The organism is Chromobacterium sp. ATCC 53434, assembly GCF_002848345.1.
Taxonomy (GTDB): Bacteria; Pseudomonadota; Gammaproteobacteria; order Burkholderiales; family Chromobacteriaceae; genus Chromobacterium.
Window position 1 is genome coordinate 4,343,195 of sequence record NZ_CP025429.1, and the last position, 24,081, is coordinate 4,367,275.

The 24,081-nt window shown below is 66.4% G+C and carries 19 protein-coding genes; 15 read left to right on the forward strand and 4 right to left on the reverse strand.

The features are described from left to right. Window positions 1-21: 21 nt before the first annotated feature. A complete protein-coding gene (locus CXB49_RS19340; protein ID WP_101709876.1) occupies window positions 22-966 on the reverse strand; it encodes a carbohydrate kinase family protein in 945 nt (314 codons plus the stop codon). Between the two features lie 119 nt (window positions 967-1,085). Between CXB49_RS19340 and CXB49_RS19345 the strand changes: the two genes are divergently transcribed. Continuing rightward, window positions 1,086-1,565, forward strand: coding sequence for a TlpA disulfide reductase family protein (locus CXB49_RS19345; RefSeq protein WP_101709877.1), 480 nt, complete (start codon window positions 1,086-1,088; stop codon window positions 1,563-1,565). A 538-nt stretch (window positions 1,566-2,103) separates the two neighbouring features. Here CXB49_RS19345 and CXB49_RS19350 read toward each other — a convergent pair. Next, window positions 2,104-2,664 (reverse strand): DUF2087 domain-containing protein, encoded by a 561-nt coding sequence (locus tag CXB49_RS19350; protein WP_101709878.1) that lies wholly within the window; start codon window positions 2,662-2,664, stop codon window positions 2,104-2,106. 261 nt (window positions 2,665-2,925) lie between these two features. Beyond that, window positions 2,926-5,637: a preprotein translocase subunit SecA gene (gene secA / locus CXB49_RS19355; RefSeq protein ID WP_101709879.1), complete on the reverse strand. Its 2,712-nt coding sequence runs from the start codon at window positions 5,635-5,637 to the stop codon at window positions 2,926-2,928. Between the two features lie 256 nt (window positions 5,638-5,893). Here secA and CXB49_RS19360 point away from each other — a divergent pair, with 256 nt between their 5' ends. The 8 genes from CXB49_RS19360 to CXB49_RS19395 all read left to right on the forward strand — a co-directional run bounded on the left by CXB49_RS19360 (window position 5,894) and on the right by CXB49_RS19395 (window position 16,379). Continuing rightward, complete coding sequence (locus CXB49_RS19360) at window positions 5,894-7,942, forward strand: alkaline phosphatase (RefSeq protein WP_101709880.1); 2,049 nt, start codon at window positions 5,894-5,896, stop codon at window positions 7,940-7,942. 325 nt (window positions 7,943-8,267) lie between these two features. Continuing rightward, on the forward strand, window positions 8,268-10,007 hold the full coding sequence (locus CXB49_RS19365; protein WP_101709881.1) for an ABC transporter permease subunit: 1,740 nt from the start codon (window positions 8,268-8,270) through the stop codon (window positions 10,005-10,007). Window positions 10,008-10,018: 11 nt separating this feature from the next. After that, the gene (locus tag CXB49_RS19370) at window positions 10,019-11,332 is read left to right on the forward strand and encodes an AAA-associated domain-containing protein (RefSeq protein WP_101709882.1); all 1,314 of its coding nucleotides are present in this window, start codon (window positions 10,019-10,021) and stop codon (window positions 11,330-11,332) included. Window positions 11,333-11,410: 78 nt separating this feature from the next. Further along, window positions 11,411-11,839 carry a DUF721 domain-containing protein gene (locus CXB49_RS19375; protein WP_101709883.1) on the forward strand — a complete coding sequence of 143 codons (429 nt, stop codon included), beginning with the start codon at window positions 11,411-11,413 and terminating at the stop codon, window positions 11,837-11,839. 79 nt (window positions 11,840-11,918) lie between these two features. Continuing rightward, entirely contained in the window at window positions 11,919-12,803 is an 885-nt protein-coding gene (locus CXB49_RS19380; protein ID WP_101709884.1) for a phytanoyl-CoA dioxygenase family protein, read from the forward strand. A gap of 68 nt (window positions 12,804-12,871) precedes the next feature. Beyond that, the gene (locus tag CXB49_RS19385) at window positions 12,872-14,506 is read left to right on the forward strand and encodes an acid phosphatase (protein WP_101710777.1); all 1,635 of its coding nucleotides are present in this window, start codon (window positions 12,872-12,874) and stop codon (window positions 14,504-14,506) included. Window positions 14,507-14,571: 65 nt separating this feature from the next. Beyond that, complete coding sequence (locus CXB49_RS19390; RefSeq protein WP_101709885.1) at window positions 14,572-14,982, forward strand: lysozyme inhibitor LprI family protein; 411 nt, start codon at window positions 14,572-14,574, stop codon at window positions 14,980-14,982. A 137-nt stretch (window positions 14,983-15,119) separates the two neighbouring features. Continuing rightward, window positions 15,120-16,379: a glutamate-5-semialdehyde dehydrogenase gene (locus CXB49_RS19395; RefSeq protein WP_101709886.1), complete on the forward strand. Its 1,260-nt coding sequence runs from the start codon at window positions 15,120-15,122 to the stop codon at window positions 16,377-16,379. An 85-nt stretch (window positions 16,380-16,464) separates the two neighbouring features. On the opposite strand, the gene CXB49_RS19400 is transcribed toward CXB49_RS19395, so the two are convergent. Then, the gene (locus tag CXB49_RS19400) at window positions 16,465-17,403 is read right to left on the reverse strand and encodes a retropepsin-like aspartic protease (protein WP_101709887.1); all 939 of its coding nucleotides are present in this window, start codon (window positions 17,401-17,403) and stop codon (window positions 16,465-16,467) included. A gap of 203 nt (window positions 17,404-17,606) precedes the next feature. On the opposite strand from CXB49_RS19400, the gene CXB49_RS19405 reads away from it, so the two are divergent. The 6 genes from CXB49_RS19405 (at window position 17,607) to CXB49_RS19430 (ending at window position 24,061) form a co-directional block, all read left to right on the forward strand. Then, window positions 17,607-18,083 carry a WbuC family cupin fold metalloprotein gene (locus CXB49_RS19405; RefSeq protein ID WP_101709888.1) on the forward strand — a complete coding sequence of 159 codons (477 nt, stop codon included), beginning with the start codon at window positions 17,607-17,609 and terminating at the stop codon, window positions 18,081-18,083. Window positions 18,084-18,174: 91 nt separating this feature from the next. Further along, window positions 18,175-18,531 carry a hypothetical protein gene (locus tag CXB49_RS19410; RefSeq protein ID WP_101709889.1) on the forward strand — a complete coding sequence of 119 codons (357 nt, stop codon included), beginning with the start codon at window positions 18,175-18,177 and terminating at the stop codon, window positions 18,529-18,531. Between the two features lie 265 nt (window positions 18,532-18,796). After that, complete coding sequence (locus CXB49_RS19415) at window positions 18,797-20,197, forward strand: DUF2252 domain-containing protein (RefSeq protein WP_101709890.1); 1,401 nt, start codon at window positions 18,797-18,799, stop codon at window positions 20,195-20,197. A 149-nt stretch (window positions 20,198-20,346) separates the two neighbouring features. Then, complete coding sequence (locus CXB49_RS19420) at window positions 20,347-21,957, forward strand: methyl-accepting chemotaxis protein (RefSeq protein ID WP_101709891.1); 1,611 nt, start codon at window positions 20,347-20,349, stop codon at window positions 21,955-21,957. A gap of 122 nt (window positions 21,958-22,079) precedes the next feature. Further along, the gene (locus CXB49_RS19425; protein ID WP_101709892.1) at window positions 22,080-23,426 is read left to right on the forward strand and encodes a glutamine synthetase family protein; all 1,347 of its coding nucleotides are present in this window, start codon (window positions 22,080-22,082) and stop codon (window positions 23,424-23,426) included. A gap of 158 nt (window positions 23,427-23,584) precedes the next feature. Then, complete coding sequence (locus tag CXB49_RS19430) at window positions 23,585-24,061, forward strand: universal stress protein (protein WP_158300955.1); 477 nt, start codon at window positions 23,585-23,587, stop codon at window positions 24,059-24,061. Window positions 24,062-24,081: the final 20 nt, after the last annotated feature.

The window sequence follows — 24,081 nt, forward strand, 5'->3', positions numbered from 1 at the left end:
AAAAACGCGAATCCGGACCGGCTACAGCGGCCATGCCTCGCCATAGGCCTCGAAGTAGATGTCCTTCAGCGAGTCCCAGTCGAAGAAGTGGTTCTGGCAGCCCGGCGTCGTGACCTTGATCGCGCCGATCACATTGGCCAGCCGGCCGGTGATCTTCCAGTCGACGCCGCGGCTGATGCCCCACAGCAGGCCGGCCCGGAACGCGTCGCCGCAACCCATCGGGTCCACCGGCTTGATCGGCATCTGCACGCGCGGAATCAGGTGCACGGTATCATCGACATAGATCTCCGCGCCCTTGGAGCCGCGGGTGACGATCAGCGCCTTGACCTTCTTGCGCAGGTCGTCGACGGTCAGGCCGGCGCGCTCGCGCATCAGCTCGCTCTCGTAATCGTTGATCGCCACGTAGCTGGCCAGCTCGACGATCTCGTGGATCTCGTCGCGCGACAGCAACGGCAGCTCCTGGCCCGGATCGAAGATGAACGGGATGCCGGCCGCGGCCAGCTCTCGCGAGTGCTGGATGAAGGCGGTGTAGCCTCCCGGCGACAGAATGGCCAGTTCGATCGGGTCCTCGATGTCCGCCACGTGATTCTCGGTGGCGAAGTCCATCGCGCCCGGGTGGAAGGCCATCAGCTGGTTGCCGTCCTTGTCGGCAATGCCGAAGCATTGCGGGGTATACTGCTTGCGGATCAGACGGATGAAGCGGTCATCGACGCCCACCCGTTTCAGGTGTTGCCGGTACGGTTCGAAGTCCTCGCCGACCACGCCCATCACGATCGGCTTTTCGCCCAGCAGGCACAGGCTGTAAGCGATGTTGCCGGCCATGCCGCCGAATTCGCGGCGCATCGTCGGCGCCAGGAAGGTGGTGGAAATCTTGTGCAGCTGATCCGGCAGGATCTGGCTGTCAAAACGGCCGTGAAACGAGAACAGGGTATCGTATGCGAGCGCCCCGCAGACGAGGATAGACATGCCCACTCCGCAAAGAAATCAATCGAACATTTTAACATGAAGTTTGTTTACGCCGCACCTGTGCCGGGCGCAAGTGGCGGAAACGCAAGACAATTCCAACGACATCACAGGAAACGCCGATGAACTCGAAACGCTTTCTCGCCACCCTGCTGCTGGCCGCGCTGCCGCTGGCCGCCGGCGCCGCCCCGACGCTGGAACAGAGCCGCTTCGCCGACCTGAGCGCCAAGCCGGTCGCGCTGTCCGCCTACAAGGGCAAGGTGACGGTGCTGAACTTCTGGGCCACCTGGTGTGGCCCGTGCCGCGAGGAGATGCCGATGCTGAATGGCCTGCGCAAGAAGCTCGCGTCGAAGGGCGTCGAGATCGTCGGCGTGGCGCTGGACAGCAAGGAGCAGGTCGAACCGTTCGTCAAGCAGCTGAAGATAGGCTACCCGATCCTGCTCGGCAACGACGACACGCTGGACCTGATGCGCGCCCTCGGCAACAAGACCGGCGGCCTGCCGTACACGCTGGTGCTGGACCGCCAGGGCAAGGTGGCGGCGACGCTGACCGGCAAGCTGGACGAGAAGAAGCTGGAAGCGGCGGTCAGGCCGTATCTGTAATCCTTCCCTCCCCCTCTCCCCCGGCCCCTCTCCCGCGAGGGGAGAGGGGGGACGCGCCGATGTCGTTTTATCGGCCGGATTCCCTCCGCCGCGCAAACTCAAGGCATCGACGCCGAGACTAGCCCCTCTCCCGCGAGGAGTGAGGGGCCCGCGCGCCGACGTCGTTTTATCGGCCGGACTTCCCTTCGCCGCGCAAGCTCAAGGCATCGACGCTGAGGCCAGCCCCTCCCCCGCGAGGAGTGAGGGGGCCGCGCGCCGACGTCGTTTTATCGGCCGGACTTCCCTTCGCCCCGCAAACTCAAGACATCGACGCCGAGGCCAGCCCCTCTCCCCTCACGGGAAAGCGGTTGGGGAGGAGGGAACGTTCCGATGTCGTTTACCGGCCGGCCCTCCCTCCCCAGCGCAAGCTCAAGACATCGACGCCGAGACCAGCCCCTCTCCCCTCGCGGGAGAGGGGTTGGGGAGAGGGGGACGCGCCGACATCGTTTTATCGGCCGGACTCCCTCCGCTGCGCAAACTCAAGACATCAACGCCGAGACTAGCCCCTCTCCCCTCGCGGGAGAGGGGTTGGGGAGAGGGGGCGGCGCAAAGCCGCCTGCTCGATCAACTCCGCCATCGCCTCCGGCACCGTCGGTTCCAGCAGCCAATACCGCCGGCAGTCGTCGGTGCGGCCCATCCAGCCGCCCTCCACCAGCTCGCGCCGGATCAACACGTGGTCGCCGAAGGCCTCCAGCGCGCGGATCGCCGCGTTGGCGGCCGGCTCGTCCCACGCCTCGCCGCGCGGCAGGCCGGCCCACAGCGCCCACAGGCAGGCGCGCTGTTCGCTGAATTTCTTCGGCCAGCGCGCCAGCCGGCCTTCGGCGTCGAAGTGGCGCAACAGCCGCCGGGTTTCAACCGACATGGCTTTCGCTTCGGCCGGAACGGGGCGATCGTGCTCGGCGCGCAGATGCTGGAAGTTCTGGAAGCCGGCGGCGCGCGCCAGCATATTGAGGATTTGCAGATGGCCGGGCGGCCGCGCCTCCTCGACCCACTGCTGTTTCAGCGAACGGGCAAGGGATGAGATGTCGCTGCTGTAGAACGGATAAACGGTGCGAGACATGGTTCGAATCCTGTCTGCGTGCCAAGTCGGGGGAAGGACTGCCGCGGTCGCCGTTGCGGCCTGGCACGGAGTTCGAGCCAAGCATCGGAGGTATTGCAAGCCAAGACAGGTTTAGCGTGGCGAAATCGCCGGCGACGCCTGGGTGAACTGTTGACCCGCCCCCATGCTATCACCATGAAACGGCGACTGCCAAGCAGGCGGCGACGCCGATGAAAAAAGCCGACGCTCACGCGTCGGCTTTTTCTCGGACTGCGGGCTGCCTCACTCCAGGCGGCCGTGGCACTGCTTGTACTTCTTGCCGCTGCCGCACGGGCACGGATCATTGCGGTTGATCCGCAGGCCCTGCGAGGCCAGCGCTTCCGGCGACAAGGGATTGTCCTCGTCGTTGCCCAGCGCCGAACCCGGCTCGGCGTGCTGCATCTCGAAATCCTGCAGCGAATGCGGCTCGACCGCGTCGACGTCGTCCTGACCGCGGATCTGCACCGTCATCAGCACCTGCACCACGCTGCGCTTGATGCGGTCCAGCATGTCGGCGAACAGCTCGAAGGCTTCGCGCTTGTATTCCTGCTTCGGGTTCTTCTGCGCGTAGCCGCGCAGATGGATGCCCTGGCGCAGATGGTCCATCGCCGCCAGGTGCTCGCGCCAGTGGTTGTCCAGCATCTGCAGCACCAGGCTGCGCTCGAACTGGCGCATCACGCCGTCGCCGGCCTGCTCGACCTTGGCCTGGTAGGCGGCGGTGGCCAGCTCGACGATGCGCTGGCGGATGTGGTCGATGTCCAGATTCGGCTCGGCCTTGATCCACTCGGCCACCGGCGCGTCCAGCAGGAAGTCGGACGACAGCGTCTTCTCCAGGCCGACCAGATCCCACTGCTCCTCAAGCGACTCCGGAGGCAGGTGCAGGTCGACCAGATCGGAAATCACGCCTTCGCGCATATTGACGACCACGTCGGACACGTCGTCCTCGACCAGTATCTCGCTTCGCTGCTGGTAGATCACCTTGCGCTGATCGTTGGCGACGTCGTCGTATTCCAGCAATTGCTTGCGGATGTCGAAGTTGCGGCCTTCCACCTTGCGCTGGGCGTTCTCGATCGAGCGGCTGACCCACGGGTGCTCGATGGCCTCGCCTTCCGGCATTTTCAGCCGGTCCATGATCGCGGCGACGCGGTCGGACGCGAAGATGCGCAGCAGCGGATCTTCCAGGCACAGGTAGAAGCGGGACGAGCCCGGATCGCCCTGGCGGCCGGAACGGCCGCGCAGCTGGTTGTCGATGCGGCGCGACTCGTGGCGTTCGGTGCCGACGATGTGCAGGCCGCCGGCTTCCAGCACCGCGGCGTGGCGCTGTTTCCACTCGACGCGGATCGCTTCGACCTTGGCGTTCTTGTCGGCGTCGGACAGGCTGTCGTCGCCGCGCACCGCCTTGATTTCCGGTTCCGGGTTGCCGCCGAGCACGATGTCGGTGCCGCGGCCGGCCATATTGGTGGCGACGGTGATCATGCCGGGACGGCCGGCCTGCACGACGATGTCGGCCTCGCGGGCGTGTTCCTTGGCGTTCAGCACATTATGCGGCAACTTGGCCTGGGACAGCAGATTGGCCACCAGCTCGGAGTTCTCGATGCTGGTGGTGCCCACCAGCACCGGCTGGCCGCGCTCGTGGCAATCCTTGATGTCGGCCAGGATGGCGTCGTACTTCTCCTTGGCGGAGCGGTAGACCTTGTCCTGCGAATCCTTGCGGATCATCGGCTTGTTGGTCGGAATCACCACGGTTTCCAGATTGTAGATGCTCTGGAATTCGTAGGCCTCGGTGTCGGCGGTGCCGGTCATGCCGGACAGCTTGCCGTACAGGCGGAAGTAGTTCTGGAAGGTGATCGACGCCAGCGTCTGGTTCTCGCGGTTGATCTCGACGCCTTCCTTGGCCTCGACGGCCTGGTGCAGGCCGTCCGACCAGCGGCGGCCGGCCATCAGGCGGCCGGTGAATTCGTCGACGATCACCACCTCGCCGTCCTGCACCACGTAGTGCTGGTCGATGTGGAACAACGAGTAGGCGCGCAGCGCGGCCATCAGGTGGTGCATCAGCGTGATGTTGGTCGCCGAATACAGGCTGTCGCCGTCCTTCAACAGGCCCAGGCGGGTCAGGATGTCTTCGCTGTGCTCGTGGCCGGCTTCGGACAGCAGCACGGTGTGCGCCTTTTCGTCGACCCAGTAGTCGCCTTCGCCCTCTTCAGTCTCCTGGCGGACCAGCAGCGGCGGCACCGCGTTCATCCGCTGGTACAGGTCGATATTGTCCTCGGCCGGGCCGGAGATGATCAGCGGCGTGCGCGCCTCGTCGATCAGGATGGAGTCCACTTCGTCGACCACGGCGAAAGCCAGCTTGCGCTGCACTTTTTCCTCGGTGCTGAACACCATGTTGTCGCGCAGGTAGTCGAAGCCGAATTCGTTGTTGGTGCCGTAGGTGATGTCGCAGGCGTAGGCGGCCTGCTTGTCGTCATGGGCCATCTGCGACAGGTTCACGCCGACCGACAGGCCGAGGAAGTTGTACAGCGGCGCCATGATGCCGGCGTCGCGGCTGACCAGGTAGTCGTTGACGGTCACCACGTGGACGCCGTCGCCGGTCAGCGCGTTCAGGTAGACGGCCAGCGTGGCGACCAGGGTCTTGCCCTCGCCCGTCTTCATTTCGGGAATCTTGCCGTGGTGCAGCGCCATGCCGCCGATCAGCTGCACGTCGAAGTGGCGCATGCCCATCACGCGGCGCGAGGCCTCGCGGCAGACGGCGAACGCCTCCGGCAGCAGGCCGTCCAGCGTTTCGCCCTTGCCGAGCCGGTCGCGGAATTCCTGGGTCTTGGCGGCCAGCGCCTCGTCGGACAGGGCTTGCATGTCCTGTTCCAGGGCATTGATGCGTTCCACCGTCTGGCGGAACTGCTTCAGCAGACGATCGTTGCGGCTGCCGAACACCTTCTTGAGTAGCGAAGAAATCATGTAGTCGAATCCAGAAACCAGCGGGCCGGAAAGAGTGTCCGCAAAAAATGCTGAAAAGTGTAGCACATTCGCAGACAAGGTTATGGGGGCAACCATGTCCGACATCAAGAGGAGGCCGCAAAAGCAGTGTTGGTTTTCGGCGACTCAAACTAGAGCAAACGCTCGATTCAATTGACCGAACCATTAATGCAATCTAAATATTGACCGACGATAATCCGCGACTTTATCCCGGCTACGGCCCTTCACAGGAGAGACAATGGACAGGCGGCAATTTTTGAAATGGGGCAGTTTCCTGACGGTATCGACAGCCAGCAGCGGCCTCACCGGCTGTTTCGACGGCGGCTCCGGCACCAACGCGATGGCCCAGAACCTGAATGCCGCCGGCAGGGGTTTCAGCCTCGGCGTGGCCTCCGGCGACCCGCGGCCGGACAGCATCGTGCTGTGGACCCGCGTCGACGGCGGCGACGGCGCGACGGCGCAGAACGTCACCGTGCAGCTGTCGGACAGGGCCGACTTCTCCCGCTTGCTGGTCAACCAGCCGCTGTCCGCCGATCCGGGCTGGGACTACACGGTGCGCCACAAGGTGACCGGCCTCGCCAGCGCCACCACCTATTACTACCGCTTCCTGTCCGGCCGCAACGTCAGCGCCGCCGGCCGCACCAAGACCGCGCCGGCCGCCGGCACGCCGCTGTCGCAGCTGAAGTTCGCCTACATCACCTGCCAGGACTGGAGCGTCAACCACTGGGGCGCCTTCGACGAGATCGCCCAGCTGGACCTGGACTTCGTCATGCACGTCGGCGACTACATCTACGAAACCGTCGGCGCCGGTTTCCAGACCGGCAACAACGAGACCCGCCATCCGCCGCTGACGCTGCCGAACGGCACCCGGCGGGCCGACGGCGCGATCTACGCCACCACGCTGGCCGACTACCGCTACCTGTACAAGAGCTATCGCGCCGACCCCCGCATCCAGGCACTGCACGCCAATTTCCCGGTGATCTCGATCTGGGACGACCACGAGTTCTCCGACGACTGCTGGCAGGATCGCCAGGTCTACTACCCCGGCGACGACAGCGTGCCCAACACGCCGCGCCGCCGCAGCGCCAACCAGGCCTGGTTCGAATACACGCCGGCCGATGTCCAGCTGAACCTGGCCAACCCGTCGTTCCAGAACATCCAGATCTACCGCAGCTTCGCCTTCGGCAACCTGGCCACGCTGGTGATGACCGACCAGCGGCTGTACCGCGCCGACCACATCATCCCGGAAACCGCGGTGCCGAACACCGGCCTGGCCAATCTGGGCAGCCGCTACTTCGTGCCGAAGGCGACGCTGGCCCAGGCCGAGGCCGCCAAGATCGCCGCGGCCGGCGGCGACCTGCAGCCGGTGTCCATCCTCGGCGACAGCCAGCGCGCCTGGTGGCAGCAGCAGATGCAGGGCGCCGCCACCACCTGGCGGCTGTGGGGCAACGAGGTGTCGCTGCTCAGAATGGGCGTGGACGGCACGATGGCGGTGGCGGGCCTGTTGGAGCAGGGCCTGTCGGCCTCGCTGGCGCAGAACTTCGGCCTGAATCTCGGCGCCGCCCAGCAGCAACAGCTGAGCGGCGCGCTGTACCTGGACCTGAAGGCGGCCGACACCAGCGGCGCGACGCCGGTGCTGAGCTACGCCAACACCCAGCCACTGCTGGCCAGCCTAAGCGGCGGCGCCATCGGAGCCGGCGTATTCGCCGCCGCGGTGAAACCGGCGCTGGACGCCAATCTGCCGCCGACGATGCTGCTGAACCAGTATATCCTCAACGCCGACCAGTGGGACGGCTACAACGCCGAGCGCAAGGCGCTGATGGCCTTCCTGAAAAACAACAATATCGGCAATGTGGTCGGCATCACCGGCGACATCCACGCCTTCTTCGCCGGCCCCGTGATGGACGACTTCGACGCCGCCAGTCCGACGCCGGTGATGGTGGACCTGGTGACCGCCGGCATCTCCAGCAACTCCTTCTTCAGCTACTTCAAGAACGTCGTCGACACCGTGCCGGCCTTCGCCAAGGCCGCCCCGCTGATCTACCAGACCGTGAATGGCCAGACGGTCAACACCTTCACCGGCACGCTGCAGGCCTTCAATCCGTGGCTGAAGTACGCCGACACCGACGCCCAGGGCTATGCGGTGGTGACGCTGACCCCGGCCAAGCTCAGCTGCACCTTCCACAAGATGGCCAGACTGGTGAACGGCGTCGCGCCGACGCCGGCCACCGCCAGCACGCAGACGCTGGAAGTGCTGTCCGGCGCGCCGGCGGTCAACCTGCTCTGAGCCGGCCGCCCGCGACCTTGCGCAAACCGCGCCGCCGGCCCGCCCGGCGGCGCCCTCCCCCATCCCGCCAGCCTGCTTCGCATCAGTACATTTCGTCACAAAATAGCCGCGCGGCTGTCGTGTTTTTAACATTCGTTTTACGGCATCTCTGGTAGCATGCATGCCCTGAACCGGACCGGTCGCCGGCAACGGCAAACGGCGCCCGGACGCCCCGGAAAAATGCCGGCCCCGCCCGCGAACGCTCCGGTCCGCGGCCAGACGCGGCCATAATACAAGCGGGACGCCCGACACCCGCAGCCCACACCCGTCACACCGGAGAGGCCTGATGAACACCGCCGTCCGCCACTTCATGCCCGCCACCGCCCGGCGGCTGATTCCCAATCGCTGGGACCTGATCGCGTTTCCGCTGATCCTCGGCTTCCTGCTGCTGGCCACCACCGGCATACGCGCCACCTGGGCGCCGATCTCCGCGCTGCAGACCGTGCCCATCTCGCTGGACCCCGGCAACCTGCCCGATTACGCGCTGCGCACCACGCTGAGGATGCTGGCGGCGATGGCGGCCTCGCTGGTCTTCACGCTGATCTACGGCACGCTGGCCGCCAAAAGCCGCCGCGCCGGCCTGCTGTTGGTGCCGATACTGGACATCCTGCAGTCGGTGCCGGTGCTCGGCTATATCTCGTTCACCGTCACCTTCTTCCTGGCGCTGTTCCCGGGCCGGGTGCTGGGCGCCGAATTCGCCGCCATCTTCGCCATCTTCACCAGCCAGGCCTGGAACATGACCTTCAGCTTCTACCAGTCGCTGCGCACCGTCCCGCGCGATTTGCAGGAAGTGTCGGTCAACCTCAGGCTATCGGCCTGGCAGAAGTTCTGGAAGCTGGAAGTGCCGTACGCGATGCCCGGCATGATCTGGAACATGATGATGAGCATGTCCGGCGGCTGGTTCTTCGTCGTCGCGTCCGAGGCGATCACCGTCGGCGACAAGACGGTGATGCTGCCCGGCGTCGGCTCCTACCTGGCGCTGGCGATCCAGCATCAGGACCTGACCGCCGTCGGCTGGGTGATCCTGACCATGTCCGTCGTGATCCTGATCTACGACCAGTTCCTGTTCCGCCCGCTGGTGGCCTGGGCCGACAAGTTCCGGCTGGAGGACACCGCCAGCCAGAACGCGCCCGAATCGTGGGTGCTGAAGTTGATCCAGCGCACCCGCTTCATCCAGCAGCTGCTGAAACCGTTCGGCAAGCTGCTGAAGACCGCCGCCCGGCTGAAGCTGAATTTCAGCCTGCCCAAGGGCCTGCACTCGGAGGCCCACACGCCGGTATCGCGCGGCATCGACGTGCTGTGGTGGAGCCTGGTGGCGCTGCTGGCCTTCTTGTTCGCCAGCAAGCTGGTGCATTTCGTCGCCACCGAGGTCGGCGCCTGGGAGGTGCTGAAGGTCTTCGGCCTGGCCCTGGTCACGCTGGTGCGCGTCAGCCTGCTGATCGCCGTCGCGTCGGTGATCTGGGTGCCGCTGGGCGTGCTGATCGGCCTGCGCCCGGCGCTGGCCGAGAAAGTCCAGCCGCTGGCGCAATTCCTGGCCGCCTTCCCGGCCAATCTGCTGTTCCCGGTGTTCGTGGTCTTCATCGTCCACTTCAAGTTGAACCCGGACATCTGGCTGTCGCCGCTGATCGTGCTCGGCACCCAGTGGTACATCCTGTTCAATGTGGTGGCCGGCGCCACCGCCTTCCCCAACGACTTCCGCGAGGCGGCCGCCAACTTCCGCATCCGCGGCTGGCAGTGGTGGCGCCAGGTGATGCTGCCCGGCATCTTCCCCTACTACGTCACCGGCGCGATCACCGCGTCCGGCGGCGCCTGGAACGCCAGCATCGTGTCCGAGTACGTGTCCTGGGGCAACGACAAGCTGGCCGCCCACGGCCTGGGCGCCTACATCGCCCAGACCACCGCCGCCGGCGACTACCCGAAGATCCTGCTCGGCATCAGCGTGATGTCGCTGTTCGTCGTGCTGTTCAACCGCCTGCTGTGGCGTCCGATGTACGCCATCGCCGAAAACAAACTGCGTCTCAACTAAGGGGCCCAAGCATGACTACCGAAAACAACGCCCTGGGACAGGAAATCTTCGCGCTGAAAAACGTCTGCCGCGGCTTTGCCAAGGGCAGCGACGAAATCCAGGTGCTGGACGACGTCAACCTGACGCTGCGCGAGGGCGAGATCGTCGGCCTGCTGGGCCGTTCTGGCTCCGGCAAATCGACGCTGTTGCGCATCATCGCCGGCCTGATCCCGCAGAGCAGCGGCGAGGTAGACTACCGCGGCCAGCCGCTGACCGGCCCGGCCGAAGGCGTGGCCATGGTGTTCCAGACCTTCGCGCTGTTCCCGTGGCTGACCGTGCTGCAAAACGTCGAGGCCGGCCTGGAGGCGCTGGGCGTCGAGGCCAGGGAGCGCCGCCGCCGCGCGCTGGCCGCGATCGACCTGATCGGCCTGGACGGCTTCGAAAATGCCTATCCGCGCGAGTTGTCCGGCGGCATGCGCCAGCGCGTCGGCTTCGCCCGCGGCCTGGTGGTCAACCCGACGCTGCTGTTGATGGACGAGCCGTTCTCGGCGCTGGACGTGCTGACCGCCGAAACGCTGCGCACCGACATGCTGGACCTGTGGAGCGAAGGCCAGCTGCCGATCAAGTCGGTGCTGATCGTCACCCACAATATCGAGGAGGCGGTCTTCATGTGCGACCGCATCCTGGTGCTGTCGTCCAACCCCGGCCGCGTGGTGGCCGAGATCAAGGTGCCGTTCCCGCACCGCCGCAACCGGCTGGACCCGGCCTTCCGCAAGATGGTCGACGACATCTACGCGCTGATGACCGCGCGCCGCAGCGCCCACACGCTGCACAAGCTGCCGCTGGAGATAGGCAGCCATCTGACCGAGGTGTCGACCAACCTGATGGCCGGCCTGATCGAGGAAGTGGCCCAGGAGCCCTATTTCGGCAAGGCCGACATGCCGGAGATTGCCGAAAAGCTGCTGCTGGAAGTGGACGACCTGTTCCCGGTGGCCGAGGTGCTGGAGCATCTGGGCTTCGTCGACTTGAAGGACGGCGACATGCTGCTGACCGCCGCCGGCAAGCTGTTCGCCGACTACGGCACCCAGGAGCGCAAAGTGATGTTCGCCGAGCACCTGCTGCGCAACGTGCCTATGGCCGCCCACATCCGCAAAGTGCTGCAGGAACGCCCGGGACAGCGCGCGCCGCGGCTGCGCTTCGCCCAGGAGCTCGAGGACTCGCTATCCGACCAGGCCGCCGAGGAGACGCTGGACACCGTGATCAGCTGGGGCCGCTACGCCGAGATCTTCTCGTACAACGACCACACCGAGACCTTCAGCCTCGAGGACGTCGAAGGCGCCTTGTAAGCGACATCGGCCGCCGTCCTCCCCGGCCGGCGGCCAGTGCTACAATACGACATCGACCGCCCTCCCCCATTCCGCCCCATGTCCGGACGCCCGCTAAACGACATCACCCGCCAGGACCAGACGCTGTCCCGCCTCGCCGCCGCCGCGCGCGAGCTGATGGCGCTGGACCGCGCCTTCAAGCAGCTGATTCCGCCCGCGATGGGCGAGGCCTGCCGCGCGGTGCGCATCCGCGACGACGAGCTGGTGATACACGCCGACAACGGCATCGTCGCCGCCCGGCTGCGGATGACCGCGCCCGGCCTGCTGCCGCAACTCGCGCAGCGGGGCTATCCGGCGTCCAAGGTCAAGGTCAAGGTGGCGCTGCAACTGGTGAAGACCAAGAAACCGAAGACGATGGCGATCAGCGAGACCGCGCTGGACGGCATGGAGGCCGCCGCCGACAGCATCGGCCATCCGGAGGTCAGACGCGCGCTGGCGCGGCTGATCGCGCACCAGCGGCGCGGCTGACTGTACTGACGGTCAGTTTCCTTTTTCTGATTTTTCGACATCAATTAGTCTCCCGCGGAATCAATCGACAGGAGACATCATGCCCGCGCTGCAACACTACCGCCCCGACAGCCCCGCCACCGACATCATCGCCGCGCTCAAGAACGACGGCGGCGTCGTCATCGAAGGCCTGCTGGACGCCGAGGCGCTGGCGCGCTTTCGCGCCGAGCTCTATCCGCTGCTGGACGCCGCCCCCGACTGCCAGGGCGACTTCTACGGCTACGCCACCCGCCGCCTGTCCGGCCTGATCGCCCGCGTGCCGACCTGTCGCCAGCTGGCCATCGATCCGCTGATCCTGCAAGTGATGGACGCCTTCCTGCTGAAAGGCTGCCGCGAATACCAGCTGAACCTGACCCAGGCGATACGCATCGGCCCCGGCGAGCCCAGGCAGTTCCTGCACAGCGACGGCCTGATGTTCCCGGTCCATGTGCCCGGCTCGGAAAGCATGATCAACTGCATGTACGCGCTGGACGACTTCACCGGCGACAACGGCGCCACCAATGTCGCGCCCGGCAGCCATCTGTGGGCCGAGGGGCGCCAACCGGACGACGGCGAAGTCGTGCCGGCGGCGATGCCCGCCGGCTCGGTGCTGATCTACCTCGGCTCGGTGATCCATGCCGGCGGCGAGAACCGGACCGATCATCCCCGTACCGGCGTGGTACTCAGCTATTGCCTGGGCTGGCTGCGCCAGGCCGAGAACCACTATCTGGCGGTGCCGCGCGAACTGGCGCGCGCGCTGCCGGAGCGGCTGCAACGGCTGCTGGGCTACTTCGTCCACGCGCCCAATCTGGGCAGCGTCGACGGCCAGGACCCGATCGCCTTGCTGCGCGAGCCCGCGCCCGGCCCGGCGCTGTTCACCGAGTTCCTGCCGGAGGAGATACGCGGCCCGCTGGCCGAGGCGCGCGCGGCAATGCAAAAGGCCTGACCGCCTTCAGATATTCACCCAAGCGGAGTAAAGTGGCGGTTTTGCCTCGAATCCTCAGGATGACCGCCATGTCCGAACACGATACGCCCGAAACCGCTCCCGAAACCGCGCCGCGGGACCCGTCGCGCCGCCGACTGTTCGAAGGCCTGGCCGCCATCGGCGCCGCCAGCGTGCTGCCGGCCGACGCCGCGCCGGCCGTCCACGGCCCGCTGGACGCCAGACTGCGCCATCATGTGAAGAATGTGGTGGTGATCTATCTGGAAAACCGCAGCTTCAACAATCTGTACGGCAATTTCCCCGGCGTCAGCCACCCGCTGTCGCAGGCGCCGGCGGCGGCCTGTACCCAGCGGGACCGCGACGGCTCGCCGCTGAAGCAGCTGCCGAAGATCTGGGGCGGGCTGGTGCAGCGCGGCCAGACGGTGGCCGGCAAGTACTACCTGATAGACGAAAACAAGCTGCAGAACCTGCCCAATGGCCCGTTCCCGCTGAAGGACGCCGAAGGCCAGCCGCTGCCGGAAGCGGTGATCACCCGCGACCTGTGGCATCTGTTCTACCAGAACCAGATGCAGATCAACGGCGGCAACAACGACCAGTTCGTCGCCTGGGCCGACTCCGGCGCGCTGGTGATGGGCTATTACGCCGAAACGGCGCAGAACCTGAACCAGTGGCAGATCGCCCGCCAGTACACGCTGTGCGACAACTTCTTCATGGCGGCCTTCGGCGGTTCCTACCTGAATCACCAGTTCCTGATCTCGGCCCGCACGCCGGAATACTTCAACGCCAAGGACACCGCGGCGGCGAAGAAGATCGCCGTGCTGGACGACGGTCCGCAAGGCTGGCGGCTGACGGTGAAGGCGCCGAGCTCGGCGATGGACGGCCCGCCGCAATTCGTCAACAACGGCGCGATCACCCCTGACGGCTATGCCGTCAACACCATGGCGCCGCCGTTCCAGCCCAGCTACATCAAGCCGGCCGAAGGCGGCGACAAGCGCTACGCCGATCCGGCCGACGCCGGCACGCTGCCGCCGCAGAGCTACGACACCATAGGCGACCTGCTGTCGCGCAAGGGCGTCAGCTGGGCGTGGTACGGCGGCGGCTGGCAGGCGGCGCTGGACGGCAAGGGCGGCGCCGACGCGCCCAACTTCCAGTACCACCACCAGCCGTTCAACTACTTCAAGAACTTCGCGCCCGGCACCGCGGCGCGCGCCGAGCACCTGCGCGACGGCGGCCTCGGCGACAGCCCGATCAGCAACCGCTTCCTCGCCGACGCGGTGGCCGGCAAACTGCCGGCGGTGACGTTCTACAAGCCGCAGGGCAATCTCAACATGCATGCCGGCTACTCCGACGTCGAAAGCGGCGACCGCCACGTCGCCAATGTGCTGCAACACCTGATGAGCGGCCCGCAGTGGAAGAATATGGTGGTCGTCATCACCCACGACGAAAACGGCGGCTGGTGGGACCACGTGGCGCCGCCGAAAGGCGACCGCTGGGGGCCGGGCAGCCGCATTCCGGCCATCGTCGTGTCGCCGTTCGCCAAGAAGGGCCATGTCGACCACAGCTTCTACGACACCACCTCCATCATCCGCTTCATCAGCCGGCTGCACGGCCTGCCGGAACTGGAAGGCGTCAAGCTGCGCAACCGGGCCTTCCGCGAACGCGGCGCCCAGCCGCCGGGCGACCTGACCGGCGCGCTGCAGTTCTAAACCGGAGGCCGGTCCGTATCGCGGGCCGGCCGTTTTTCCTCCGCCGTCCCCGCTATCGCATAAAAATGAACAGACTCGCCTTGCGCCTGCCCGCCCTGCTGCTGCTTTTCCTCCCCGCCGCCCATGTCCTCGCCTGCGCCGAGGAGGCGTCTTACAGCCATCACTACGACCAGTGCATGGACCAGGCCGGCGGCGTCACCATCGGCATGCTGGACTGCATCGCCGCCGAACACGCGCGCCAGGACAAGCAGCTGAACGACAATTACCGCAAGCTGATGGCCGCATTGCCGGCCAAACGCCAGCAGCGGCTGCAAACCGCCCAACGCTTGTGGCTGAAGTACCGCGCCGCCAATTGCAACGCCTATGTCGACCCCGACGGCGGCACCGCCGAGTCGCTGGTGGCCGCCGATTGCGAATTGGCGTCGACCTCCGCCCGCGTCTCCGAACTGGCCAGACTGCAGCCCGGCCCGCGCTGAACGCCGAAACGGCGTGCCCGCGCCGACAATTGCCTGACAATATCCATTACGGATTCCGACTGTCTCTGTTCGCTGTCCACGCTTTGGTTTAAGCTGCAACCAATCGATAAAAACGACAGCTACCGGGACCTTCCGTCATGGACATCAAACAATACATGCTGCAAGTGGGCCAGGCCGCGCGTCAGGCGTCGCGGCTGCTGGCCCGCGCCGACACCCGGCAGAAGAACGCCGCGCTTGTGGCCATCGCCGACGCCATCGTCCGCGAACAGGAGCCGTTGCTGGCCGCCAACCGCCGCGACCTGGACGCCGCGCGTCAGGCCGGCCTCGACGCCGCGATGCTGGACCGGCTGAGCTTGAGCGCGAGCAGCGTGCTGGCGATGGCCGATGGCCTGCGCCAGATCGCCGCACTGCCGGATCCGGTCGGCGAGATCGACGAGATGAGCTACCGCCCGTCCGGCATTCAGCTGGGCAAGATGCGGGTGCCGCTCGGCGTGGTCGGCATCATCTACGAGGCCCGCCCCAACGTTACCGCCGACGCCGCCGGCCTGTGCCTGAAATCCGGCAACGCCACGATACTGCGCGGCGGCTCCGAAGCCTTCCACAGCAACCAGGCCATCGCCGCCTGCGTGCACGAGGGACTGGCGGCGGCCGGCCTGCCGCCGGAGGCGGTGCAGGTGCTGGCCACCACCGACCGCGCCGCGGTCGGCGAACTGATCTCGATGCCGGAATACGTCGACGTGATCGTGCCGCGCGGCGGCAAGGGCCTGATCGCCCGCATCAGCGCCGACGCGCGGGTGCCGGTGATCAAGCATCTGGACGGCAACTGCCACGTCTACATCGACGACAGCGCCGACGCGGACAAGGCTTTCGACATCGCACTGAACGCCAAGACCCATCGCTATGGCACCTGCAACACAATGGAGACGCTGCTGGTGCACGCGGCGCGCGCCGAAACGGCGCTGCCGCGGCTGGCCGCCGCCTACTGGGCGAAGGAAGTCGAGCTGCGCGGCTGCGAACGCACCCGCGCCATCCTCGGTGACCGGGTCAAGGCCGCCACCGACGACGACTGGGCCACCGAATACCTGGCGCCGGTGCTGGCGGTCAAGGTGGTGCGGGACCTCGACGAAGCGATCGAGCACATCAACCGCTGGGGCAGCCACCACACCGACGCCATCGTCGCCGAGGACTACGGCCGCGCGCGCCGCTTCCTGCGCGAGGTCGACTCGGCCAGCGTGATGGTCAACGCCTCCACCCGCTTCGCCGACGGCTTCGAATACGGCCTGGGCGCCGAGATCGGCATCTCCACCGACAAGATCCACGCCCGCGGCCCGGTCGGCCTGATCGGCCTGACCAGCCAGAAGTGGATCGTGCTGGGGGATGGGCAGATCCGGCAGTAACGGCTCCGCCGCGCCTCTGCTGCCGCTCGGAGAGCGGCAGCCGCAGCATCCGGCGGCACATGGCATCCTGTGCGCAGTCTTGCCGTCACAGCAATGGTTTAAGTTGCAGCGTCGATTGCCCCATGTCCAGGATGGCCGCCCCCCGGTTCAAAACATTGGCCCCGAGCAAACCATCGACCTCTTCGGCGCCCTTGGCCTTGAACACAGCGTTGATGTCGGCCAGGTTGAACGTAACCGCCTTCTCCCCTCGGAGCATGAACCGCGGCCCCAACTGCAGACTGTCCAGCAGATAGACATTGCTGTCGACACTGCCCCCGATGCCGTGCACCTTGTCGCCGTCGGGCTGTTTGACCAGATGGAATTTGGCCGCGTGCGCATCGTCGGTGGCCAGGCCCCCCGCGGCGGCCGAATCGAGAATGAAGCGGCCGCGCACGCCGTTGATCGTCCCCTCCACCATCAATTGCGCGCCCGCCACGCTCTTCAGGGCCAAGGTGTCATACCCAGCGGCGGCTATCGGCGCTTTGCCGAATCTCAGTTGCTGCTGCGCATAATCAAGCACCGCATGCTGCGCCGAAAGAACATTGATGCCGATCACGCCATCGACAGCCGCAATCCCTTCTTCCGCCAGGCCGCCGTTGATCGCTGAAAAATCGGTTAGATATGCCTCCAGGTCTGCGGCAGTCCGCTGCCCGCCCAACTCAAGACGATTGCCGGCGACCCGTTTCACCGCGGTTTCACCTGCCGAGCCATGGCTGGTGCTGGTCTTGCCGCCCTTGTCGAGGCCAAAGCGCGCGGCCTGCGTGCGATCGACGCATGTGATGGCGGCTCCGGTGTCGAGCAAGAAACGTCCTTCAATACCATTGAGCCGGGCTTTTACCGCAACGAAACCATTGGCCTGCAACATCACGGGCACGGTGGTTTCTATCTGCGGCTCAGCCACGGCAAGCGGCGCGGGCTGCGCCGATGCGGCGCCGCCAAGCGTGGCCAGTGCCAGCGTAACCGGCAACAATGTCTTTGCTTTCATGTATGTCCTCTTCCGTCAAAATGGGTCTGATGGTTTCCCCAGCGGCCGCGATTGCCGGTCGCCGTCAAACGCGACCCTATAGTCCAGCTACAGATGATCTGAAGCAAACATTGATGCCAAGGTCATCATTTTCAAGTGACTCGAAAACAAGACGTTCAAAGCGTTTCGCGCCATAATCGCGCTTTGCCTGACACGCTTGCCCGATGAAAACCATAAACAATCAAGACCTGGCCGCGCTGTCGGCCAAGGCCTCCTGTGCGCCGCGCCTGCGCGCCCACCACAATATCCATGCCGAACTGGGCGATTCCATTCAGCGCCTGGCCATCGCGATGGAGCCGGACACCTATGTCCGCCCGCACCGCCACCCGGGCAGCCCGGAGCTGCTGATCGTGCTGTCCGGCGCGCTGGACTGGATAGCATTCGACGCCGACGGCGAGACCGTCGTCGGCCGCCACCGGCTCGGCGACGGCGGCGCCCGCGTGTTCGAGATGCCGGAGAACACCTGGCACTCGGTGGTGTCGCTGGAGCCGGGCACGGTGGTGTTCGAGGTCAAGCGCGGCCCCTACCTGCCGCTGCCCGAGGCCGATGTGGCCGCCTGGGCGCCGGCCGAGGGCGAAGCCGGCGTCGCCGACATGCTGGCCTGGCTGCGCCGCTGCCAACCCGGCGACCGCCGCGCGTAACATCGCTTAACATCTTGCCGCCGCCGGAGCCGGAACCGCCGGCGGCGGTCCGCGCACCAACAGGGCATTGTGTTACGAAGCGATGCCCCCGATGTCCGCACTCCGTCCCCTGCTGTCCCTCTTCCTCTTCCTGCCGCTGCTGGCCTGCACCACGCCGCTGCGCGCCGCCCCGTCCGTCAGCCTGAGCAGCCCGCGCCCGCCCCAGCAGGTGGCCGACTGCCTGCAACAGGGCCTGCAGAAAATGCACATCCCCGACGACTTCGTCGACCGCCACGACGAAAGCGACGGCAGCCGCAGCCTGACGCTGCGCAATCCGGTCAGCGACGTCTCCGGCACCCGGGTCGACATCCAGCCGCAGGGAGAAGGCAGCCGCGTCGAAATCCGGCCGAACGGCATGCCCTTGAGTCCGGCCTGGAACAAGCAGATTCGGCTATGCCTGCGCCGATGACTGTGGATAACTTTGCAAATCGGCCACAAACTGTGGATGATTGGGATAGTTCGGGATAACCCTGTACATAAGTTGCGCCGAAACGCCTTTCCCGCTTCACGATTGTGGATAATGGAATTCATCCACAGCCGCCTGTGCATAATGTGGACAATTTCTGAACAAGCTGTGAATAAGCTCGCTGTCGGCGCCCGCTGACAGCCGTCGTCCCCCCGCCGCGCGCCGTCAGCGGTTACACTGATGGCATACGCCCGAAACGGACCCGCCGATGAGCACCGCCTCCCATCCCAAGTACGATCAGCACTACGACAACGGCAAGGCCCGCCGCCGCGACTGTCCCCGCACCAGCCAGGCCGAGGTCCACCTGGCGGCGGAGCGCGACGTCGTGGCGCTGGTGGAATCGTCGTCCCAGGGCCGGGTGCCGGCCCTGACGCCGCTGCGCTACGCGCGCATGCACGCATCGCCGTTCGCCTTTTTCCGCGGCATGGCGATGCTACAGGCCGCCGACCTCGCCGCCGGGCCGGACAGCGGCCTGCGCCTGCAGATCTGCGGCGACGCCCATCTGATGAACTTCGGCTTCTTCGCGTCGCCGGAACGGCAGCTGGTATTCGACATCAACGATTTCGACGAAACCCATCCCGGCCCGTGGGAATGGGACCTGAAGCGGCTGGCGGTCAGCCTGGTGCTGGCCTCGCGCAGTCGCGGCTTTCGCGCCGACGAGGCGCGCGACACCGTGCTGCGCCTGTCGGAAACCTACCGCCGCCGCCTGCTCGGCTTCTCGCAGATGAGCCAGCTGGAACTGTGGTACTACCGCGTCGACTTCGAACAGCTGCTGTCGCAGGCGACCGACGAAGGCATGCGCCAGCAGTTGCAGAAAGTGGCCGACAAGGCGCGCAACCAGACCCAGGAGCGCTTGCTGCCCAAGATGGCGGAGCTGGACGACGGCGGCCTCAGGCTGCGCGACAATCCGCCGGTGATCTTCCACCTCGACGACCAGAACAGCCCGCTGGCCGCCTGCGACGACTGGCTGGGCGACGACGGCCTGGCGAAGACCCAGGCGATGCTGACCCGCTATATCGACACGCTGAAGGAAGACCGCCGCGAGTTGCTGCAACGCTTCCGGCTGGTGGACGCCGCGTTCAAGGTGGTCGGCGTCGGCAGCGTCGGCACCCGCTGCCTGGCGCTGCTGCTGCAGGACGACTACGATCAGCCGCTGTTCCTGCAGCTGAAGGAGGCGAGGCCGTCGGTGCTGGAGCCGTTCACCGGGCGGTGCGTGCACGGCAACCAGGGCAAGCGGGTGGTATTCGGCCAGCGGCTGATGCAGGCCACCAGCGACCTGTTCCTCGGCTGGACCGACAGCGAGGACGGCCGCCACTTCTACATGCGCCAGCTGCGCGACATGAAGGCGGCGCCGGCGCTGGAAACCTTCGCCACCGCCGAGGAGCTCGCCAGCTACGGCCAGGCCTGCGCGTGGACGCTGGCGCGCGCCCACGCCAAATCGGGCGGCTGCGCCGCCGAGATCGCCGGTTATCTGGGCGACTCGGACAAATTCGACCAGGTGCTGGCCGACTACGCCCAGGCCTACGCCGATCAGGTCGAGGCCGACTACCGGCTGTTCGACGCCGCCGTCCGCGGCGGTCGTCTGCCCTGCGTGCCGACGCCGCGCTAGCGGATGCGGGAAAGTTCCAATATCGGTATTGCCGTGCTGAACTAGACTGTAACAACAGAAACGCATAATCAGTCGGCGCCCGCGGCCTCACCGCGTCCACGGGCGCCTCCGCCTTCCGGCGGCTTGTTCCCACGCACAGAGTGTCGAAAATGCAGCTGAATACCCGCCTGATCATCATCATCGCCGCCAGCCTGCTGGCTCTGTTAAGTCTCTCCGCCGTCGCGCTGTTCTCCACCCGCGCCACCCTGCACCAGGAAAAGCGCGAACAAATCGTCCACCTGCTGAAAATGGCCGAGAACAGCCTCACCCACTTCCAGCAACTGGAGGCCAAGGGCATGCCGCGCGCCGAGGCCCAGAAACAGGCCATCGCCGCGCTGTCGGCGCTGAAGGTCGACGACATCTACTTCTTCGGCCGCAACCGCGACAATCTGGTGCTGTTCCACCCGAGCAAGGACCGGGTCGGCAAGGTCGATCTGGGCAGCAAGCTGCCGGACGGCCGCACCACGGTGCAGGCCTACGAGGAGGCGATGCAGCGGGACCACTACGGCGTGCTGGTGATCCAGACCAAGCGCAAGGGCGGCGGCGACGAGGAGTTTCCGAAGCTGAACGGCGTGTTCCGCTTCGGCCCGTGGGACTGGAGCATAGGCACCGGCATCTTCATCGACGACATCGACCAATTGTTCTGGAGCGAGGCCCGCACGCTGATGCTGATGGCCGTGGCCTGCGTCGTCGTGCTGGGCGCGCTGGTCGGCTGGATGTCGCGCTCGATACTGCAGTCGCTGGGCGGCGAGCCGCGCTATGCCGCCGACGTGGTCAAGGCGATCGCCGACGGCGACCTCAGCGTCGAGATCGCCGTCAAGGGCGGACCGGACAGCCTGCTCGGCGCGATGCGCGACATGCAGGGCCGGCTGCGCCAGATGATAGACGAGATCGGCCGCGCCACCTCCAGCATCAACCATTCCTGCCACCAGCTGTCCAGCGACATGGACAAGGTGCACGAGGTGTCCGGCGTCGCCAGCTCGTCGACGACCTCGGCGGCCGCCGCCATCGAGCAGCTGTCGGTCAGCATAGATCACGTCAGCGCCAGCACCCGCGACACCGAGGCCGGCGCGCGCGACACCGCCGAGCTGGCGCGCCACGGCCAGACGCTGGCCGGCGACGCCGCCGACGGCATACGCCAGATCGCCGACCAGATCCACGGCGCCAGCGACATGGTCGGCCAGCTGGCCGAGCGCAGCCGCAGCATCAGCAGCATCGCCGAAACGATACGCGACATCGCCAACCAGACCAATCTCTTGGCGCTGAACGCGGCGATCGAGGCCGCGCGCGCCGGCGAGATGGGCCGCGGCTTCGCCGTCGTCGCCGACGAGGTGCGCAAGCTGGCCGAACGCACCGCCAGCGCCACCGACGAGATCAGCAGCATCGTGCAGGCGGTGATCAGCGAAACCGGCAACGTCTCCGGCCGCATGGACGAGATCCGCCCGGCGGTGCAGGCCGGCGTCGAGCAGGTGAAGCAGGCCGCCGACACGCTGGAATCGATCAGCCGCCAGGCCAGCACCGCCCTCGAACACGTGCACAATGTGGTGGTGGCGATGGGCGAGCAGAGCCAGGCCGGCACCAATATCGCCGGCAATGTCGAGCAGGTGGCCGGCGTCGTCGAGGAAACCCAGAACTCGGTCAGCCACGCGGTAGAGGCGGTGCGCGCCATCGATCAGCAGGCCACCAATCTGCACCAGACGGTCAGCCGATTCAGGCTGTAGACACCGCCGCACTTGCCGCCGCCGTTGCGGCTGGCATAATGGCTGTGAGCGCACGCTCCATGACAGCAAGAAAAAAAACTGAGGACAGACAGGAACCCCAGCACGCTTCAGTGGAGAATCGTATGTCTGATGCCCGCATGCCGGCAGGCCTCATCGAATGGCTGCAACACAGCAAGGCGCGGGACGTCGAGCTCGCCTTTGCCGACGTCCATGGTTTTCCCCGCGGCAAGACCCTGCCCGCGCAAGCTTTTATCGACGGCCAGCAGCTGCGCATCGCGCGCGCGGTGCCGTTGCAGAGCTGTATCGGCGAATTCCCCGATTACAGCTTCTACGGCGAACATGATCCGGACGTCGCGCTGGCGCCCGATTACGACACCTTGCGGCTGCTGCCGTGGGCGCGGACCCCGCGCGCGCTGGCGATCTGCGACTGCGTCGACCACGACGGCGGCCTGTCGCCGCTGGCGCCGCGCTCGGTGCTGAAGCAGGTGTTGTCGCGCTACGCCGCCCGCGGCTGGGCGCCCGTCGTCGCGCCGGAACTGGAGTTCTACCTGTTCGCCGCCCACGGCGACCCGGCGCTGCCGTTCCAGCCGCCGTCGCTGCCGTCCGGCCGCCGCGAGACCGGCTTCGACGCCTTCGGCTTCGCCGCGCTCGGCGAGCTGGAAGCCTTCTTCGACGAGCTGTACCAGGCTTGCGAGACGCTGGCCATCTCCACCGACACCTGCGTGCACGAGATGGGCCCGAGCCAGTTCGAGATCAATCTGAAGCACGGCGACGCGCTGAAGCTGGCCGACGACACCTTTTTGTTCAAGACCGCGCTGAAGGAAATCGCCCATCGCCACGGCCTCAGCGCCGTGTGCATGGCCAAGCCGCTGTCGGGCCAGCCCGGCAGCTCGATGCACATCCACCAGAGCGTCGTCGACCGCGACGGCCGCAATGTGTTCAGCGGCGACGACGGCGAGGCCAGTCCGGCGTTCTTCGGCTTCATCGCCGGCCTGCAGCGTTTCCTGCCCGAACTGATGCCGATGTTCTGCCCGAACCCCAATTCCTACCGCCGCTTCGTCAAGGGCATGGCGGCGCCGGTCAACCTCAGCTGGGGCCTGGACAATCGTTCGGTCGGCCTCAGGGTGCCGGTGTCCGGTCCGGAGGCGCGACGGGTCGAGAACCGCCTGCCCGGCTGCGACGCCAACCCCTATCTGGCCCTGGCCGCCAGTCTCGGCGCCGGCCTCGCCGGCATCGAGCAGAACCTGGCTCCGGACGAGGCGGTGCACGGCAATGTGTTCAAGCAGCAGGCCGCCAGCCTGCCGTCCACGCTGGATGCCGCCTGCGCGGCGATGGCCGCCGGCTGCGCCGAATCGCTATTCGGCGCCGACTTCAGCCGCGCCTATCTGGCGGTGAAGGAAGTGGAGTTGAACGACTACCACCGCCAGGTCACCGCCTGGGAACGGCAGTACCTCGGCTTCCTGGTCTGATCGAACGACCGACGCCGGTCCGGCCTCCCGCCGGGCCGGCGCGCGGCGCCCGCCTCATTGTCCTGGATCAATACCCGCGCAGACCGGCGAGACGGCGCGGCCGCCGCCGGGTTATGCTGCAAGCATCCCACCGAGCAATGTTTCGCGAAGGAGCAGCCATGTATCGTCACATCATCGCAGCGGTAGACGGCGGCAACAATTCCGACAAGGCCCTGCACGAGGCCATCCGCCTGGCCAAGCACAGCGGCGCGCGGCTGACGCTGGCGCATGTCGCCGGCCTGCGCGACCTGGTCGTCGACAGCCTCGGCGTCTATTCCGGCGACCCCGGCTACGATCTGGCGCTGCAACAAGGCCAGGAGGCGCTGGAACGGGCGCAGAACATCGCGCATGTCGCCGGCCTGACCGATGTCGCCAGCCATATGGAGAAAAGCTGGGAAGGCGGCCACGATCTGGCCGACCTGCTGCTGGGCTACGCCCGCGAACAGCAGGCCGATCTGATGGTGGTCGGCACCCATGGCCGCAGCGGCCTCGCCCACCTGTTCCTAGGCAGCTTCGCCGAGGACATCCTGCGCCGCAGCCACTGCCCGGTGCTGGTGGTACGCAGCCTGGACGACGACGACATCAGCGTCGGCTAGTCTTTTCCGCCGCGGCGGCG